The organism is Acidovorax sp. 69 (assembly GCF_002797445.1).
In the GTDB taxonomy this organism is placed as follows: Bacteria; Pseudomonadota; Gammaproteobacteria; order Burkholderiales; family Burkholderiaceae_C; genus Acidovorax.
In genome coordinates, this window is record NZ_PGEP01000001.1 from 12,713 (window position 1) to 30,033 (window position 17,321).

18 protein-coding genes are annotated in these 17,321 nt (G+C 65.2%); 5 read left to right on the forward strand and 13 right to left on the reverse strand.

Going from position 1 to position 17,321, the window contains the following annotated elements:
• The 5 genes from CLU85_RS00065 to CLU85_RS00085 form a co-directional block, all read right to left on the reverse strand.
• Nucleotides 1-792: an amino acid ABC transporter ATP-binding protein gene (locus tag CLU85_RS00065; RefSeq protein ID WP_100408502.1), complete on the reverse strand. Its 792-nt coding sequence runs from the start codon at nucleotides 790-792 to the stop codon at nucleotides 1-3.
• Nucleotides 776-1,429: an amino acid ABC transporter permease gene (locus CLU85_RS00070; protein ID WP_100408503.1), complete on the reverse strand. Its 654-nt coding sequence runs from the start codon at nucleotides 1,427-1,429 to the stop codon at nucleotides 776-778. The genes CLU85_RS00065 and CLU85_RS00070 overlap by 17 nt, the downstream gene beginning before the upstream one ends.
• Before the next feature lie 6 nt (nucleotides 1,430-1,435).
• Complete coding sequence (locus tag CLU85_RS00075) at nucleotides 1,436-2,110, reverse strand: amino acid ABC transporter permease (RefSeq protein WP_100412283.1); 675 nt, start codon at nucleotides 2,108-2,110, stop codon at nucleotides 1,436-1,438.
• A 78-nt stretch (nucleotides 2,111-2,188) separates the two neighbouring features.
• Entirely contained in the window at nucleotides 2,189-3,001 is an 813-nt protein-coding gene (locus tag CLU85_RS00080) for a transporter substrate-binding domain-containing protein (protein WP_100408504.1), read from the reverse strand.
• Nucleotides 2,998-3,804 carry a GntR family transcriptional regulator gene (locus CLU85_RS00085; protein ID WP_100408505.1) on the reverse strand — a complete coding sequence of 269 codons (807 nt, stop codon included), beginning with the start codon at nucleotides 3,802-3,804 and terminating at the stop codon, nucleotides 2,998-3,000. The genes CLU85_RS00080 and CLU85_RS00085 overlap by 4 nt, the downstream gene beginning before the upstream one ends.
• A 242-nt stretch (nucleotides 3,805-4,046) precedes the next feature.
• Here CLU85_RS00085 and CLU85_RS00090 point away from each other — a divergent pair, with 242 nt between their 5' ends.
• Nucleotides 4,047-4,823, forward strand: coding sequence for a DUF4397 domain-containing protein (locus CLU85_RS00090; RefSeq protein ID WP_157803891.1), 777 nt, complete (start codon nucleotides 4,047-4,049; stop codon nucleotides 4,821-4,823).
• Nucleotides 4,824-4,893: 70 nt separating this feature from the next.
• On the opposite strand, the gene CLU85_RS00095 is transcribed toward CLU85_RS00090, so the two are convergent.
• The 3 genes from CLU85_RS00095 to CLU85_RS00105 are packed head-to-tail and all read right to left on the reverse strand — an operon-like array spanning nucleotide 4,894 to nucleotide 8,099.
• Nucleotides 4,894-6,348 carry a carboxylesterase/lipase family protein gene (locus CLU85_RS00095; RefSeq protein ID WP_232727679.1) on the reverse strand — a complete coding sequence of 485 codons (1,455 nt, stop codon included), beginning with the start codon at nucleotides 6,346-6,348 and terminating at the stop codon, nucleotides 4,894-4,896.
• Entirely contained in the window at nucleotides 6,345-7,349 is a 1,005-nt protein-coding gene (locus tag CLU85_RS00100) for a tripartite tricarboxylate transporter substrate binding protein (RefSeq protein WP_232727680.1), read from the reverse strand. The genes CLU85_RS00095 and CLU85_RS00100 overlap by 4 nt, the downstream gene beginning before the upstream one ends.
• Nucleotides 7,350-7,409: 60 nt before the next feature.
• Entirely contained in the window at nucleotides 7,410-8,099 is a 690-nt protein-coding gene (locus CLU85_RS00105; protein ID WP_100408507.1) for a TetR/AcrR family transcriptional regulator, read from the reverse strand.
• Nucleotides 8,100-8,266: 167 nt separating this feature from the next.
• On the opposite strand from CLU85_RS00105, the gene CLU85_RS00110 reads away from it, so the two are divergent.
• Nucleotides 8,267-9,691 (forward strand): FAD-binding oxidoreductase, encoded by a 1,425-nt coding sequence (locus CLU85_RS00110; RefSeq protein WP_100408508.1) that lies wholly within the window; start codon nucleotides 8,267-8,269, stop codon nucleotides 9,689-9,691.
• Between the two features lie 130 nt (nucleotides 9,692-9,821).
• Here CLU85_RS00110 and CLU85_RS00115 read toward each other — a convergent pair whose 3' ends face one another.
• Together CLU85_RS00115 and CLU85_RS00120 are read right to left on the reverse strand one after the other, a co-directional pair.
• Nucleotides 9,822-10,190, reverse strand: coding sequence for an antibiotic biosynthesis monooxygenase (locus CLU85_RS00115; protein WP_100408509.1), 369 nt, complete (start codon nucleotides 10,188-10,190; stop codon nucleotides 9,822-9,824).
• Nucleotides 10,187-10,531, reverse strand: a complete 345-nt coding sequence (locus tag CLU85_RS00120; protein WP_100408510.1) for an NIPSNAP family protein — start codon at nucleotides 10,529-10,531, stop codon at nucleotides 10,187-10,189. The genes CLU85_RS00115 and CLU85_RS00120 overlap by 4 nt, the downstream gene beginning before the upstream one ends.
• A gap of 90 nt (nucleotides 10,532-10,621) precedes the next feature.
• Here CLU85_RS00120 and CLU85_RS00125 point away from each other — a divergent pair, with 90 nt between their 5' ends.
• Nucleotides 10,622-11,371, forward strand: a complete 750-nt coding sequence (locus tag CLU85_RS00125) for a helix-turn-helix transcriptional regulator (RefSeq protein ID WP_100408511.1) — start codon at nucleotides 10,622-10,624, stop codon at nucleotides 11,369-11,371.
• Nucleotides 11,368-11,691, forward strand: a complete 324-nt coding sequence (locus CLU85_RS00130) for a YnfA family protein (RefSeq protein ID WP_100408512.1) — start codon at nucleotides 11,368-11,370, stop codon at nucleotides 11,689-11,691. The genes CLU85_RS00125 and CLU85_RS00130 overlap by 4 nt, the downstream gene beginning before the upstream one ends.
• Before the next feature lie 183 nt (nucleotides 11,692-11,874).
• Here the strand turns inward: CLU85_RS00130 and CLU85_RS00135 are convergent, their stop codons facing one another.
• On the reverse strand, nucleotides 11,875-12,342 hold the full coding sequence (locus CLU85_RS00135; protein ID WP_100412285.1) for a BON domain-containing protein: 468 nt from the start codon (nucleotides 12,340-12,342) through the stop codon (nucleotides 11,875-11,877).
• Between the two features lie 441 nt (nucleotides 12,343-12,783).
• Between CLU85_RS00135 and CLU85_RS00140 the strand changes: the two genes are divergently transcribed.
• Nucleotides 12,784-15,021, forward strand: coding sequence for an NADP-dependent isocitrate dehydrogenase (locus CLU85_RS00140; protein WP_100408513.1), 2,238 nt, complete (start codon nucleotides 12,784-12,786; stop codon nucleotides 15,019-15,021).
• Between the two features lie 104 nt (nucleotides 15,022-15,125).
• Here CLU85_RS00140 and CLU85_RS00145 read toward each other — a convergent pair whose 3' ends face one another.
• Together CLU85_RS00145 and CLU85_RS00150 are read right to left on the reverse strand one after the other, a co-directional pair.
• Nucleotides 15,126-16,517, reverse strand: a complete 1,392-nt coding sequence (locus CLU85_RS00145) for a hypothetical protein (RefSeq protein WP_100408514.1) — start codon at nucleotides 16,515-16,517, stop codon at nucleotides 15,126-15,128.
• Nucleotides 16,518-16,701: 184 nt separating this feature from the next.
• Entirely contained in the window at nucleotides 16,702-17,214 is a 513-nt protein-coding gene (locus CLU85_RS00150) for a DUF1993 family protein (RefSeq protein ID WP_100408515.1), read from the reverse strand.
• Nucleotides 17,215-17,321: the final 107 nt, after the last annotated feature.

Sequence of the window (17,321 nt, forward strand, 5' to 3'; positions counted from 1 at the left end):
TCAATCGTGCAGCGACGACAGAAACTGCTGCAGTTCAGGCGTCTGCGGACTGCCAAACAGCTGGGCGGGTGTGCCCTGCTCATGCACCCGTCCCTGGTGCATGAAGATCACGCGGTCACTCACCTTGCGGGCAAACGCCATTTCGTGCGTGACCATCATCAGCGTCATACCCTCCTGCGCCAGCGACTCCACCACGCGCAGCACCTCGCCCACCAGTTCGGGGTCGAGCGCCGAGGTGATCTCGTCGCACAGCAGCACCTGCGGCTCCATGGCCAGCGCGCGGGCAATGGCCACGCGCTGCTGCTGGCCACCCGAGAGCTGGTCGGGCATGGCGTCAAATTTTTCGGCCAGGCCCACACGTTCAAGCAGCTTGTGCGCCTGCGCCGCCGCCGTAGCGGCATCCCGCGCCTTGACCAAGGTAGGCGCCAGCATGATGTTGCGGCCTACCGAGAGGTGCGGGAAAAGATTGAAGCTCTGAAAGATCATGCCCACCTGCTGGCGCAACGCGCGCATGGCGGCCGGGTTGTCATGCAGCAGCTTCTTGCCATGAACGCTGAGAGCGCCCTCCTGGAACTCTTCCAGCCCGTTCACGCAGCGCAGTAGGGTGCTCTTGCCCGAGCCACTTTTGCCGATGATGGCGATCACCTCGCCGCGCTGCACCTTGAGATCGATGCCCTTGAGCACTTCGTTGCTGCCGTAGGACTTGCGCAGCGCCGTGATGTCCACGATGGGTGGCTCGCCCACCACAATGCCGTCGTGCGCGGGGGTCGGGGTTTCAACGGCGATTGCCATGGAGTTTCCTTTCAAGAGACTGCGCGACCAGGCTCACCGGGAAGCACAACACAAAATACAAAAGCGCAACGCAGGCATAGACCAGGAAGGGTTTGTACGTGGCGTTGGAGATCATGCTGCCGGCCTTGGTCAGCTCGACAAAGCCGATCACCGACGCCAGCGCCGTGCCCTTGATCACCTGCACCAAAAACCCCACGGTGGGCGGCACCGCAATGCGCAGCGCCTGTGGCAGCACCACATGGCGCAGCTGCTCACCAAAGTTCAGCGCCAGACTCTGCGCGGCCTCCCACTGCCCCTTGGGGATGGACGCCACGCAGCCACGCCAGATCTCGGTGAGGTAAGCGCTGGTGTACAGCGTGAGGGCCAAGGCCGCCGCCGTCCACGGCGAGGTCTTGATGCCAAACAGCGCAATCCCGAAGTAGGCCAGGAACAGCTGCATCAGCAGCGGCGTGCCCTGGAACACCTGCACATAGACGCTGACCACGCGCTGCGCACCACGCAGTTTGGACAGACGCAGCACCAGCAACAGCAGGCCCACCAGGCCGCCGCCAATGAAGGCGATGAGGGAGAGAGACACCGTCCAGCGCGCTGCCATCAGCAGGTTGCGCAGGATGTCCCACAACGAAAAATCAACCATGGCGTGTTACCTCCCCACCAGAAATCGCGCGCCCACCCACATCAGCAGGCGGCGGGTCAGTATGGACAGCGCCAGGTACACCACCGTGGCCAGGATGAAGGCCTCGAACGCACGGAAGGTGTTGCTGGAGATCAGGTTGGCGGCGTAGCTCAGCTCCGGCGTAGAGATTTGCCCACACACGGCAGAGCCCAGCATCACAATGATGATCTGGCTCACCATCGCGGGCCACACCTTCATGAGCGCAGGGGGCAGCACCACGCGGCGAAAGGTCTGGCCTGGCGTGAGCGCCAGACTGTGTGCCGCCTCGATCTGACCGCGCGGTGTGGCCTCGATGCCGGCGCGAATGATCTCGGACGAGTACGCGCCAAGGTTGATCACCATGGCCAGCACCGATGCCAGCTCGGGCGACAGCTTGAGCCCCAGCGCCGGCAGGCCGAAGAACAGAAAAAACAGCTGCACGATGAAGGGTGTATTGCGCACCAGTTCCACATAGCTGGCCACGACGCCACGCAGGGTTGCGGAACGCGGGCCCAGGTTGCGGGCGCGCGCCCAGGCACAGGCCGTTCCCAACAGCAGGCCCAGCACCGTGCCCACCAGGGTGAGTCCGATGGTCCACAACACGCCGCGCACCAGCAACGGCCAGGACGACAGCACGGCAGAGAAATCCAGCGCAATCAGCATGCGGTTGCCCTGCAGCACTTGTCGCGCCGCAGGCCTGTTCGTTCGTTCATCGATTCGGCCAAGGCCCAGCCTGTGCGGTCACAGGGGCAGATCGCCTGCCGGACGGCCCAGCCACTTGCTCGACAGCTTGTCGATGTCGCCAGACTTGCGCGCTTCGGCAATGATTTCATTCACGCGCAGGCGCAGCTTGTCCTCGCCCTTGGCTACGCCGATGAAGTTGGGGCTGTCCTTGAGCAGCAGCTTGTACTCGGTGGCCAGGTTGGGGTTCTTGACCATGATGGTGCCGGCCGTTGATGCGCTGGTGGCAATCGCCTGCGTCTGGCCCGACACAAAGGCCGAGATGCTGGCGGCATGGTCCTCGAAGCGCTTGACGTCCACGCCGGCGGGCGCGACCTTGGCCAGCTCCTGGTCTTCCATGGCGCCGCGTGTCACGGCCACCGACTTGCCCGCCAGGTCGGCAAAACTCTTGATCGACAGGCTCTTGCTCGCAAACACCGCCTGGAAGAACGGTGCATAGGCGGCCGTGAAATCGATCACCTTCTCGCGCTCGGGGTTCTTGCCCAGGGTGGAGATCACCAGGTCGGCCTTCTGCGTCTGCAGGTAGGGGATGCGGTTGGCACTGGTCACGGGGATCAGCTCGACCTTCACGCCCATCTTGGCGGCGATGTAGTTGGCCATCTCCACGTCCAGGCCCTGGGGCTTGAGGTCGGTGCCAACAAAGCCGTAGGGCGGGTAGTCGGTGGGGATGGCGATCTTGATTTCCTTGGCCTTGAGGATGTTGTCCAGCGCGTTCTGCGCGTGGGCAGTGGGCGCCATCAGTGCGGCCCACAGGCCAGCGGCGGCCAGCAGGCCCAGGGTGGAACGGCGGTGGGTGGATGCGCGGGGGGTCATAGCAGGGCTCCTAGGTAGGTGGATGCGTCGTCTGACGGTGGGGGAACGGGTTGCTTGGCGGCCGCCTTGCGTGTGGCGCGGGCCTTGGCCGGTGCGGTGGGTACCGGTGCGTCGGCAGGCGTGGCCCCGGTGCTCTTGCGCACGGGTGCCAGGGCGTCGCGCAGTTCGGCCAGTGGGTCGGTGCTGGCCTGCAGGCGCAGGGCCGACTGCACCGTGCCGATGTGTTCAGACATGAGCGCCTCGGCGCGGGCAATGTCGCCGGCCTCCAGGGCCTCGACGATGCGCACATGGTCGGCACAAGACTGCGCCGCATCGTGCGACGACTGGTAGAGCATGGCGATCAGCGTGGTGCGCGCGGTGAAGTCGCGCAGCGTGTCGGCCAGCAGGCTGTTGCCCAGGCATTCGGCCAGGCACACGTGGAAGTCGCCCAGCAGGAAGCTGCGGGCACCCACGTCGCTGCCCGCCAAGGCCGCCTTCTCGCGCTGCAAGTGGTTTTTAAGTTGGCGCACAGCCGCCTTGTCCACCGTCTTGAGCTGGTGCAGCAGGCCCAGCTCGATCACGCGGCGCGCCTCGAAGGCCTCGCGCGCCTCGTCTTCCGAGGGCTCGATCACATACCAGCCGCGCCGGGCACTCACGGTGACGATGCCGCGCGTGGACAGCCGCGTGAGCGCCTCGCGCACGATGGTGCGGCTGCAGTCGAACAACATGGCCAGCTGCTGCTCGCCCAAGCGCGAACCGGGGGCCAGCTTCTGGGCCATCACGGCTTCGATGATGCGATTGCTGATGTCGGTGGCGGTGGTCATTGCCTGCAGCAACGCAGGTTCCGTGCCAACTGGTATACAAGCCAGATGCACCACAGTGGCGCGTCACCCAACGCCACACGCCTCCAACCGGTGCAACACAGATAGGTGGCGCGCCATTCCCGCCCTGGCTTTACCCGGCTTTGGTGCTTCTTTACCAAAGCCATACGCGATCTCCCCAATCCCTCCGTAGGCTCTGCACCAGTTTTGCCCCCTGCACCCACAACCCTACAAGGAAGCACGCCGTGTCCCATTCCAAGCAAGCAGCCCCTGCGGCACATCTACAGGCCCCCGGCCGCCGCCATCTGCTGATATCTGCACTGGGTTTGGTGGGGGGCAGCAGCTTGCTGGCACTGACGGGCTGCGGCGGCGCCTTTGCGAGCGAGGCCAGCGTGCGCTTCATCAACGCCACGGTGGATGACACCCAGGCCGACTTCTACCTGGGCAGTACGCAGGAGGTCTCCAAACTCTCCAACGGTGGCGCCGTCACCAGCTGGCGCACGGTGGATGCCGAATCCACGCAGTTTGCGCTGTACAACGGCGGTGGCTCGTCGGCCCAGCTCACCGAAACGCGCGCACTGGAAGAAGACACCTACACCAGCGTGCTGGCCTACGGCTCCCTGGCCAACAGCCTGCGGTTCCGCTTCTTTGCCGAATCCAACGCCAGTGCCGACAGCGGCAAGGTCAAGGTGCGCCTGTTCCACGCCGCAGAGAACCTTGGCGGCCTGGACCTCTACATCACCAACACCACCAGCCTCAGCGGACTGAGCCCTACAGCCACCGTCACGGCCTACGGCGAGCTGAGCGACTTCAGCACCGTGACTTCAGGCACCTACCGCATCCGCATCACGACCAAAAACGACCAGAGCAACGTGCTGTTCGACTACACCACGCAAATCAGCCTGTCGAGCACCTCGGTGCACACGCTGGTGGTAGTGCCACGCGCCAACGGCTCGTACCCCAACGTGAGCGCGCTGCAAGAAAAGGGCGACTCGGCACTGCTGGCCAACGTGCTGGCATAGCCCGCATCGGCCTACAACAGTTCATCCCACACGGCAAAACAGGCCGCGTCACGGGCCGTTGCGGGGCCCGCTACACAGCGACCGGGCGCGTTGAATACCTGGGCTGCGGGATGGTCAGGCACGTGCGGCGGCCAGCCCGGTGAACCCTGGCATGCGAACTGCACCCACGCACCGTGCATGGCGTCGCGCAGATCCTCCGGGGGGAAGGGCCGGTGAATTCCAGGCCTTGGGCACTGGTCAGGTTGCCCAGAACAAACGGCAGCTCGACAGCGTGTGCAGCGCCCAGTCGCCCGCGCCACTGGGGTGAGGCCCACTCGAACGAGTACCGGTAGGTGGCCATTGCGGCGTCGCTGGCCAAACTGGCAATGCGCATCGCGGGCACGCGATAGTAGTAGTCGGACTGCAGCGCGGAAAGCAGCTCGCCCGGCGAGGGTTCGCGCTCAGCCGGCCAGTGCGCGCGATAGGTCTGCAATGCCTGCAAGGGCAGGCCCACGTCCTGCGCGAAGGCCTGTACTTGCGCGTCGGTCACGCGGTCGATGGCACCGCCGGGTACGTGATACAGGTGCATTTCATCGGCATTGCTCCCCACAAGCACCCGCAGCAGCGCAGGGTGTTCCATCCACACCGTACGCATGGCCTGCAGCGGAGGTGCCTGCAGCACCTGTCCATCCACCACCGGGCGCAAGGGGAAGAAATTGCGCCCCCCCAACCCATGCTGGGCACGCAGTGCGGGCTCGGCGGCCAGGCGGTGCACGGCATGCAGCAGGGCCTTCAGGGGTGCCTGCTGCAGCCCTGCCCGCGTGGGCGCAACGCCCGCCAGCTGGGCCACCGCGTCGCGCGCGGCAGCGGCCTCGTCCATGGTCTGGCAGGCCACACTGGGGCTTTGCAGAATGGCCTGCGAAAACAACCCCCGCGATGCGGGCATGCCAAGCAGACAGGCCAGCGCCCCGGCCCCTGCAGACTGGCCACACACCGTGACCCGCGCGGGGTCGCCACCCCAGGCGGCGATGCTTTGCTGCACCCATTGCAGCGCAGCCAACTGGTCCAGCAGCCCCCGATTGGCAGGCGCACCGTCCAGTTGCACAAATCCGTCGACTCCCAGCCTGTACTGCAACGACACCCACACAACACCTTGGCGCGCAAACGAAGTGCCGTCGTACAAAGGGTCGCTCGCGGCCCCCCGAAAAAAACCACCGCCATGGACCCACACCATCACCGGCAGCCGCGAACCGGGCTCGCAGGCAGGGGCCCACACATTCACCGCCAGGCAGTCCTCGCCCCCCAGCGGCAGAGCGTCTGGCCTGGCGTGGCGGGCCAGTTGCGGGGCCATGGGGGCAAAGTCGCACGCATCCCGAACGCCCGACCACGGCGGCACCGGCACGGGCGCAGCAAACCGCAACGCGCCGAAGGGTGCCTGGGCATAGGGCACGCCGCGGAACACGCGCACCCCGTCGGCGGCCCACGCACCGCGCAGCCGGCCGCCATGGGGCAGCACCACCTCGGGCCAAGGGGGTGTTGATGTCACTCCGTCGCCAAACCCAGTTTGTCGATCAGCGGGCGCCACACTGCCGCGTCACGCGCAGCCCAGGCACGTGCATCGGCAGGGGCCGAGCCGGTGAGGGTCACGTTCATGGCTTCCAGGCGCGATTTGTACTGCGCGTCGGCGCGGCATTTTTCTGTGACGGCGTTGAGTTTTTGCACGAGCTCTGGGGGGGTGCCCGTCTTGGCCACCACCGCGATCCAGGCGGGCCGCGCGAGATCGCTGGCAGCGGGCAGGGCTTCGGCAATCGTGGGTACATCCGGCAGCAATGGCGAGCGCTGCGCACCAAACAAAGCCAGCGGCACCAACTTGCCTGCCTTGACCTGCGCAGCCGCCGTACCGATGACCAAGGTCATTGCATGGATCTGCTGCCCCATCAGCGCAGTCAGACCCGCCCCTTCGCCCACAAAGGGAACATGCGTGCCGGGTATGCCCAGGCGCTCCACCAGCGCCGAGGTGAGCAAGTGGGCGGGGCTGCCCTTGCCCGGTGATCCAAAGTTGATTCCACCCGGTGTGGCGCGGGCCACTTTCTCCAGATCCGCCAGTTTCGCAATGCCCAGCCCGGCCGGAACGGCCAGCACCAAAGGCGACGTGCCCAACACAGCGACGCCGTCGAAGTCGCGCAGCGGGTCGTAGGGCTGCTGCTTGTACACGTAGGGCGTGATGCTCATCTGCGACATGCCGATGCTCAGCAGGTTATAGCCATCGGCAGGTTGGCTTTTGAGGTAGTTGACCGCCAAAATGCCATTCGCGCCCGGCTTGTTTTGCACCACCACGGCCTGGCCCAACTCGCGGGCGGCGCAATCTGCCCACACGCGTGTCATGGCGTCCGAGCCGCTGCCAGGCGGCTGCTGCGCAATGAGCTGGATGGGCTTGGCCGGATAAGCCGCCGGCTGTGCGCCCGCCGCACCCGCCAGCAACACACAGGCGCCCGCGAACCAGGCGGTGGACGAAGGCCGCAAAGTGCCGCGAGAGAAAATATTCATGCTGACTGTCTCCTGTTTATTTGAGGGTAGATAAGGCCAAAGCGGCAGCGGTGTGTGGGGTCAAACGCCTGCCCGGCGCCGGCCGACCCGGGCCGTGGGGGCTGCCGATGCGCGCTCGCAGCGCGAGGCGATGAGATCGGCAAGGCACGCCAGCTGGGCCTCTTGCGCGGCTTGCACGGCCCTTTCGGCCGCGGGCGAAAAAAGCTGCAACATGCCCATGCCCCGCAGCGAAGAAAACACCAGTCCCAGGAACCCGGTACGGTCGGGGGCATCCGCCAACTCAGGAAAGGCCTCAAAAAAACCCTCCTGCATGCGCGCGTGCAACGCCTGACGCAGCTGGGCAATGTGGGCCAGCACATCGGGCTGGTTGCGGCACCCCAGGTAGATGTTCCACGCCACGATGAAGCGGGGCTGCGCATAGACCAAGGCCCAGGCCGCCTGCACAAACTGGTGCGCGCGATCGCGGGCGTTGAGCGTTGCGGCAGGCCACAGCTGCCCGCCCTGCACGCCCGATTCGATGAGTTCGCTGAGCACGCGCATCATGAGCACGGCCTTGGACTCAAAGTGGTGTTGCACCGCCCCAGAGGTCATGCCAGCCGATTTGGCCAACTCATGGATGGACATCTCCTCCAGGCTGCGGCTCTGAATGACCTCAATGGCGGTGGCGATCAGGTGCTGCTGCGTGGCGGCGCTGCGCTCTGCGTGCGTGCGGCGCGGCGCACGCACCTGAGGGGAAACACGGAGGCTCATGGCGTGATAACAATATACATTTCAAACGTAATGTAAATAACCAGATCCCACCCGCCCATCAGGGCATACCCGGGGAAGGATGTGGAAGGCTCGACCGCACGCTTTCAGCGCTTGCGCCCCCTTCCACCTAAAATCTTTCACCACCAGCCGCCCACCGGAGACACCGCATGAACGCCCCCACCGCCGCCGCCCATCTGCTCCCCGCAATCCACCTGCGCGATGTGCCACAGGCACTCATCGAAGCGCTGCAGGCACGCTTTGGTGCGCGGTGCTCACTGGCCCAGGCCGTGCGCGAGCAGCATGGGCGTGATGAAGGCTCGTTGCAGGCACCGCCCCCATCGGCCGTGGTGTTTGCCGAGAGCACGCAGGACGTGGCCGACGCCGTCCGACTGGCCAGCCAGTACGACGTGCCTGTGATCCCCTACGGTGCTGGGTCGTCGCTGGAAGGCCACCTGCTGGCCGTGCAGGGCGGCATCAGCATCGACGTGAGCCGCATGAACCAGGTGCTCAGCATCGACGCTGAAGACCTCACCGTGACGGTACAGCCTGGCATCACGCGCAAACAGCTCAACGAGGCCGTCAAGGACACGGGCCTGTTCTTCCCCATCGACCCCGGTGCAGACGCCAGCATCGGCGGCATGAGCGCCACGCGCGCCAGTGGCACCAACGCCGTGCGCTACGGCACCATGCGCGAGAACGTGCTGGCGCTGGAGGTGGTCACGGCCAGCGGCGAAGTCATCCACACCGGCACCCGCGCCAAGAAAAGCAGCGCGGGCTACGACCTCACGCGCCTGATGGTGGGCAGCGAGGGCACGCTGGGCATCATGACGCAGATCACCGTGCGCCTGTACCCGTTGCCCGAAGCCGTATCGGCCGCGATCTGCTCCTTCCCGAGCATTGAGGCTGCCGTGCGCACCACCATCCAGACCATCCAGTTGGGCGTACCGATTGCGCGTGTGGAGCTGATCGACCATCACACGGTGCGCATGGTCAACGCCCACAGCAAGCTGGGTTTGCGCGAAGAAGCCATGCTGCTGATGGAGTTCCACGGCTCACCCGCCAGCGTGAAAGAGCAGGCCGAGTTGGTGCAAGACATTGCCAGCGAATTTGGCGGCCAGGCCTTTGAATGGGCCAGCACGCCGGAAGAGCGCACGCGCCTGTGGACCGCGCGGCACAACGCCTACTTTGCCGCCGTGCAAAGCCGCCCTGGTTGCCGCGCCATCAGCACCGACACCTGCGTGCCCATCAGCCGCCTGGCCGACTGCCTGCTCGAATCGGTCGACGAGGTGGAAGCCAGCGGCATCCCCTACTTCCTCGTCGGCCATGTGGGCGACGGCAACTTCCACTTTGGCTACCTCATCGACCCCCACAGTGCCGAAGAACGCGCCAAGGCCGAAGCCATGAACAACACCCTGGTGGCCCGCGCCTTGAGCATGGGCGGCACCTGCACGGGCGAGCACGGCATAGGCATCCACAAGATGGGCTTCTTGCTGGACGAAACCGGCGCCGGCGCCGTGGACATGATGCGCGCCATCAAACGGGCACTGGACCCAAAGAACATCCTGAACCCGGGCAAAATTTTCGCACTGTGACCGCACGACGACGCGGCTGAATCCACAGACGAAGCGCCGCTTGCGGCGCTTCTTTTTTGATAGCTGCAAGCGCTTATCCAACAAGCGCAAGAGGCATTTTCCGCATAAATCTGCATGGAACCGCAGAGGCTCAGCGTGCCCTGTGGTTTGCCGATGGTGGATGCCACCGAAGGGAATCCGCGGGCGTCTGGTCCCGGTCGTCCATCCCATAGTCCCGCACCACGGTGGCCACGCGCAGGCGGTAGCTGTCGAAGATGCCAGCCCGCCCGGCCTGCTGGGTGGCACGGTGGGCTTCCTGCTGCCGCCAGCGGGCCACAGAGTCCTCGTCCCGCCAGAACGAGAGGGACAGCAGCTTGCCCGGCTCGCTGAGGCTCTCAAAACGCTCGATGGAGACAAATCCATCCACCTGCTCCAGCAAGGGCCGCAGCGCAGCGGCCGCGCCCAGGTAGGTGCCCTTCTGGCCTGCCGCGGGAAACACTTCAAAGATCACAGCCATCATGCGCCCGCCCCCTGGGCGTGCGCTGGCAGGCCCAGGGTGCCTTCCACGCCCTGGGCAAAGGTACGCTCCTCGCGCAGGATGAAGCGCTTCTCCTGCGCCCATGCGAAGTTGGTACGGCCTTCGGGGTCTGTGCGCAAGCGGGCGCGGTAGGCCTCGTAGGCGGCCAACGAATCAAAGCCGATCAGCCCCCAGGCTTCGTAGTTGCTTCCCTCGTGCGGCAAGAAGTAACCCAGCAGGTGGCCGCCGCAGCGCGGGATGATCTGGCCCCAACGGCGCGCGTATTCGGCGAACAGATCGCGCTGGAAAGGATCGATTTCATAGCGGATGAAGCAGGTGATCATGGTGTGAAAAAAGCGTTCTAAGGTCTGTCGTTGGCAAGGGCTTCACGATAGGCCGTTGACGCCCATGAATGGTTCGCCCAAGATCGAACCATGAAAGACGGCCCCCACATCGCGCGCATCGCCGCGCTCATTGGCGACAGCGCGCGCGCCGAAGTCCTGACCGCGCTGATGGCCGACCGCGCCCTCACGGCCACGGAGCTGGCCGACATCGCCGGTGTCACCAAGCAGACCATCAGCGCCCACCTCGCCAAGATGCTGGACGCCGGCCTGCTGGCCGTCGAACACCAGGGCCGCCATCGCTACTTTCGGCTTGCCGACCAGGACGTGGCACACCTTTTGGAGTCGCTGATGAACGTGGCCTTCCGCGCGGGGGCCGTGCGCCTGCGTACCAGCCCGCGCGAACCGGCGCTGCGGCGCGCACGGCGGTGCTATGACCACCTGGCGGGCGAGGTCGGGGTGCAGCTGCACGAAGCTCTGTTGCACCAGGGTTACCTGCAATCCACCGATGACGGCCTGGTGCTGACCAAAGCCGGGGCCGATTGGTTTGCGCACCAAGGCATCGACACCGCCGTGGTGGCACGCCAGCGGCGCATGTTGTGCCGCCCTTGCCTGGACTGGAGCGAGCGCCGTCACCACCTGGGTGGCGCACTGGGCGCGGCGCTGTTGCAGCGGCTGCTGGAGCGTGGCTGGGCGCGGTGCGACAAGGGGTCGCGCGTGGTGCATTTCTCCGCACAGGGAGAGCTGGCCCTGCGCGCCTGGACAGCGCCCGCGGCGGGCGAACCCGCGTGCAACAACGACGCGTTGCACGCGAAGCGGACGCAGACGCAGGTCAGCACGTGAAAACTCTGCTGCTCTTCGTGGCCACCGCATTGGCCGAGATCGTGGGCTGCTACCTGCCCTGGCTTTGGCTGCGGCAAGGCAAACCCATGTGGCTGCTGCTGCCCGCAGCCGCAAGCCTGGCGCTGTTTGCCTGGCTGCTCACGCTGCACGACACCGCTGGCGCAGGCCGCGTGTATGCGGCCTATGGCGGCGTCTACATCGGCATGGCGCTGGCCTGGCTGTGGGCGGTCGATGGCATCAGGCCCACTCCATGGGATTGGGCCGGGGTGTTGGTGGCGTTGGCGGGCATGGCACTGATCATGTTTCAGCCCAATCGCTGAGTCCCTGACGCCCATCACGCCGCTCCGCTCAGCATGGAGATATTGCGAGACTGGCGATGCAGTGCCTGCCCTGGCCGTCCCCGCGCACCTGCCATTGACTCGGTTCGCAGGGAAACCCGCTCAAGGTCTTTGGGATACCCCGCAAGGCACAGACAGGTGACACCCGTTGCGAAAGAGCAGGTGTCACCGCCCCGCCAGCGGATAGCGCGCCGCACTGCGCTCCGTACCCACCTGCAGCAAGTTGACGACCCCCATCACATCGTCCACCAGCCACACAGCCTTCTCCATCGCTTCGGCTTCTTCCTGCGTCTGCACACAGCCCATCAGCGTGACCAGCCGCCGCTCACCCAACACCCACACACTGGTGTTGTCAAAACGGCCGTCTTCGCGAAGATAGCGGTGTACGCGCGGGATGATTTCAGCGTCGTACAGATACGAGTTGGGCAGCCTGCAGCGCCCCACCCTATGACAGCTGCCACCGTGCTGGGCGCGCACATGCGCCAGCGCACGCACCTCCGCCTCGCTGTAGAGCGGCCCCTCAGGCACAGGGCATGGTGCGATGGCCGAAGTCACTTGCACAAACGGGTCGTTGAACGCGTTGGTGCGGCCAGGCACCGTCTCTTGGTCCTGGGCTGCCACCCGTCCAAACATGTCTGCGAGTCCGACCAGCAGGCACACCGCACGGGTCCATCGCCACGATATAGGGGTCAACAGCATCCAGAACATCTTTCATGCACGCCGGAGATGCCCCATGGTAAAGCGCTGCGCTGGGCACATCCGCGACACCGGCCATGGCGCGCGATGCGCATGCGGCGGCAACCTTAGCCACCGCCGCAAGCGCGGGCGCCGGGGCCTCACAGGGCAGGACCGGGCACCGCGAACTCCGGTCGGCTCCTGCACTGCAGGCCCCTGCGGAGGGCCCCGCATCGAAAAAAACTGCTTTACCCCTCGGTAAATTTTGCATTATGAGATTCGATTGCAAAAACACTGGGCGCAGACAGCCCCGAGCAAGGAGAATCAGAGAGCATCCGCGTTTGGCCCCGCTGCAACGCAGCCGGGGGCATTTACATACTCTGTTTCGTGAGACAAGCCATGACGACCCAGCAACCCACCATCATCTACACCCTGACCGACGAGGCTCCCCGTCTGGCCACGGCGTCCTTCCTGCCCATCATCCGCACGTTCGCGGCACCGGCGGGTATCCATGTGACGGAGAGCGATATCTCCGTGGCCGCCCGCGTGCTGGGCGAGTTCCCCGAGTTTCTGAAGGAAGACCAGCGCGCTCCCAACACCCTGGCCGAGCTGGGCAAGAAGACGCTGCAGGCCGACGCCAACATCATCAAGCTGCCTAACATCAGCGCGTCGGTAGGCCAGTTGATCGCCTGTATCAAGGAACTGCAGGGCAAGGGTTATGCGCTGCCCGACTACCCGGAAGATCCGAAGACGGACGAAGAGAAATCGATCCGCACCCGGTATGCCAAGTGCATCGGCAGTGCCGTGAACCCCGTGCTGCGCGAAGGCAACTCGGACCGCCGCGCGCCCAACGCTGTCAAAGAATACGCACGCAAGAACCCCCACAGCATGGCCGAATGGAGCCAGGCCTCGCGCTCACATGTCTCGCACATGCATGCTGGCGACTTCTACCATGGTGAAAAGTCCATCACGCTGGACCGCGCCCGCGACGTGAAGATGGAGCTGCTGACCAAGAGCGGCAAGACCGTGGTGCTCAAGGCCAAGGTGTCGCTGCTGGACCGCGAAATCATCGACAGCATGTTCATGAGCAAGAAGGCGCTGGTCGAGTTCTACGAAAAAGAAATCGAAGACGCCCGCAAGACCGGCGTGATGTTCTCGCTGCACGTCAAGGCCACGATGATGAAGGTGTCCCACCCCATCGTGTTCGGCCACTGCGTGAAGATCTTCTACAAGGACGCGTTCGCCAAGCACGGCAAGCTGTTTGAAGAGCTGGGCGTTAACGTGAACAACGGCATGGCCAACCTGTACGAAAAGGTCGCCACGCTGCCCACGGCCCAGCGCGAAGAGGTGCTGAAAGACCTGCACGCCTGCCACGAAGGCCGCCCCGAGCTGGCCATGGTCGACTCGGCCAAGGGCATCACCAACTTCCATTCGCCCAACGACATCATCGTGGACGCATCCATGCCCGCGATGATCCGCAATGGCGGCAAGATGTGGGGCGCCGATGGCCGCCTGAAGGACGTGAAGGCTGTCATGCCCGAATCGACCTTTGCCCGCATCTACCAGGAGATCATCAACTTCTGCAAGTGGCACGGCGCGTTCGATCCCAAGACCATGGGCACGGTGCCCAACGTGGGCCTGATGGCCCAGCAGGCCGAAGAGTACGGCTCGCACGACAAGACGTTCGAGATCACCGAAGACGGCGTGGCCAACATCACCGATCTGGCCACCGGCGAAGTGCTGCTGAGCCAGAACGTGGAAGCGGGCGACATCTGGCGCATGTGCCAGGTCAAGGACGCCGCCATCCGCGACTGGGTGAAGCTGGCCGTGAACCGCGCCCGCAACTCGGGCATGCCCGTGGTGTTCTGGCTGGACTCGTACCGCCCGCACGAAGCGCAGCTGATCACCAAGGTCAAGATGTACCTGCACGAGCACAACACTGTGGGCCTCGATATCCAGATCATGAGCCAGGTGCGCGCCATGCGCTACACGCTGGAGCGCGTGATCCGTGGGCAAGACACCATCAGTGCCACTGGCAACATCCTGCGCGACTACCTCACCGACCTGTTCCCCATCATGGAACTGGGCACCTCGGCCAAGATGCTGTCCATCGTGCCTTTGATGGCCGGTGGCGGCATGTATGAAACCGGCGCGGGGGGCTCGGCCCCCAAGCATGTGCAGCAACTGGTCGAAGAGAACCACCTGCGCTGGGATTCGCTGGGCGAGTTCCTGGCGCTGGCGGTGTCGCTGGAAGACCTGGGCCTGAAGACTGGCAACGCCAAGGCCAAGGTGCTGGCCAAGACGCTGGATGCCGCGACCGGCAAGCTCTTGGACAACAACAAGAACCCCTCGCCCAAAACCGGCCAGCTCGACAACCGTGGCAGCCAGTTCTATCTGGCCCTGTACTGGGCCCAGGAGCTGGTCGCACAGACCGACGACGCAGACCTGGCGAAGCTGTTTGCACCGCTGGCCAAACAGCTGGCGGCCGACGAGCAGACCATCGTGGCTGAACTGGCCGCCGTGCAGGGCGCGCCCGCCGACATCGGCGGCTACTACCTGCCCGACACCGCCAAGCTGGACGCCGTGATGCGCCCCAGCCAGACGCTGAACAAGGCACTGAAGGCGGTTGCCGCGTAAGCGACGCGCGTTTGCGCTTCAGACAAGGCCCCGCGAGTCGGGGCCTTTTTTTATGGCCACGTCGAGGTGGCCTGAGAACACTGACCCTGTCTATCCGGCGGTGATCAGGGCCGGTCGCGATCCGCCACGCGCATGTTCAGCGCCGCAGGCACATAGCCCGGCACAAACGCGCAACCCTTGCCAAACTCCGCCTCCCGGTCCGCGCACTGGCGGGCGATGTTTTCGGGGGTGGGCTTCACGCCGTCATCCACCCAGCGCAGCAAGGCGGACAGCAGCGTGGGATAGGTGGGGTCGCTCAGGTAACTGTGGGTGTTGTGCTGGGTGAAGGTCTGGACCAGCCGCTCTGCACTCCCACCGCGCTCCATGGTGGTCTTGAAGGCCGCGTCCAGTTCTACAAAAGCCGTCGGGTCGTCTACCCCCTTGACGGTCAGCACAGGCACGGGGATGCGGCCACTCAGGTCCGTGTCCTGCGCAAACCGGGCCACGGCATCCGCGTCTGCACGGTAGCGCAGCACAGAAGCGTTCAGGGCCGCATCGTCGGGCGAGCCTTTGTACACAACGCCCCGGTTGCCAAAGGGGCTCGCACCGCCTGTGCGGTGCTGCACCACATCGCGGTAATGGAACGTGGCCCAGTTCATATGGCCCTGGAGCGAACTGGCGGGAATGCGGATCACATCCACAAGCGTCTTGACCCTGCGCTGCTGCTCAGGCGTGCGTTCTGCAACGGGTTTGTTCAGTGCGAGGCACTCAGTCAACCGCGCCTGCAGGTCGGCCTGCGTCATGGCCGCATCGCGCGGCAACCCGATATTGAGGGGGTAGGCCGTCTCGGTGGGGCGAGGGTGGTTGTTGCACAGATATTGGTAGACCACACGCAGATCCGTGCGGAAGTCGTACGAGCGTGTGCCTCCCGCCAGCACGCCGCTGGTGAGCAGCACGGCGTCGTAAGGGCGTTTGCCACCGGCCGTGGTCTGGAACATCTCGGCGCCTTTGGCCGCCACACTGGCACCCCATGACTGACCGTGCAGGATGGTGCGCTGCGGCAGGGCCACATGCTGCACGAAAATCTGCCGCAAGCGCTCGGTGTCCTCGGCCGCTGCACGCACCTCCACGCCCCCCTGACGGAAGGTGCTGCCCGCCCACGCATACCCTGCACGCACCATGATGGCCCAACGCTCCAGGTCTTCCACCGATCGCTCGGGCTTGGGCGCGCCCAGCGCCGGACCGCCGTGGGCATGCAGCACGAGGCGGCCGTTCCATTGCTGCGGCATGGCGATCAGGTAGTAAGCCCCGGCGGAATCCTGGCCCGACAGGCAGCGGGCAATGGGCGCAAGGTTCTGGGGGCATGGGGTGGCCGTGGGCGCTGCCTCGGCTGCGGCCGCGACCTGCTGCGGAGCCGCAGAAGGCTGGAGCGGCAACGGAGAGCAGGCAGCCCCCAGGCTGGCCAGACCGGCCAGCGCCCAGCGTGAAAGCAGCGGCGTGCGGGAATCAGGGCTCATGGCAGGGGTCTCCTCAGAAAGGCTCAGGGATGGGCGAGGGCATCGCGCGCTCCGGACGACGACGCCATTGACTCCCATATTGATAGCAGCTCAGGCATGTTCTTCCGGCGCATCCACCGCTTTTGGAGCCAAAGTCATACAGTGGACAGGCCCCACCATGCCCCTGACGACGGTCAGGGCGCGATCAATATTGCCCCATGTAGTCGCGCTTGCCCAGCTCCACGCCGTTGTGGCGGGCGATGGCGTAGGTTGCGTTCACATGGAAGAAGAACTGCGGCAGACCGTAGTGCAGCAGGTAATGCTCGCCCACAAACTGCTTTTCGCGCGGCGTGCCGGGCTGGATGGTGATCTGGCGCGTGGCGGCATCGGCAAACGCAGCCTCAGGCAGGCCTTCGACAAATGCCAGCACGGTGTCGATGCGTGTGTTCAGGTCGGCAAACCCGGGGTGTTCCGCATCGGGGAACGAAGGCACCTCCACCCCGGCCAGGCGCGCGGCCACGCCTTTGGCAAAGTCGCAGGCAATCAGCACCTGGCGCGCCATGGGGAACATGTCGGGGAACAACCGGGCTTGCAGCAAGGCGTCTGGCTCAATCTTGCGGGCCGTGGCGTGGGCCTCGGTCTTGGCCAGCACGTCTTTCAAGGAGCCCAGCATCTGGCGAAAAACCGGGATGCTGGCGTTGTAGATGGGGTAGGTCATGGGGTGTCCTGGGTGTGATGTGGAAGGCCGCGCAGCAGCCCGTTAGAACAGGCGCTCCGCGCAGACGAGAGCGATTGCAACACAAGCCCAAGCTGCGCGCTGACCGG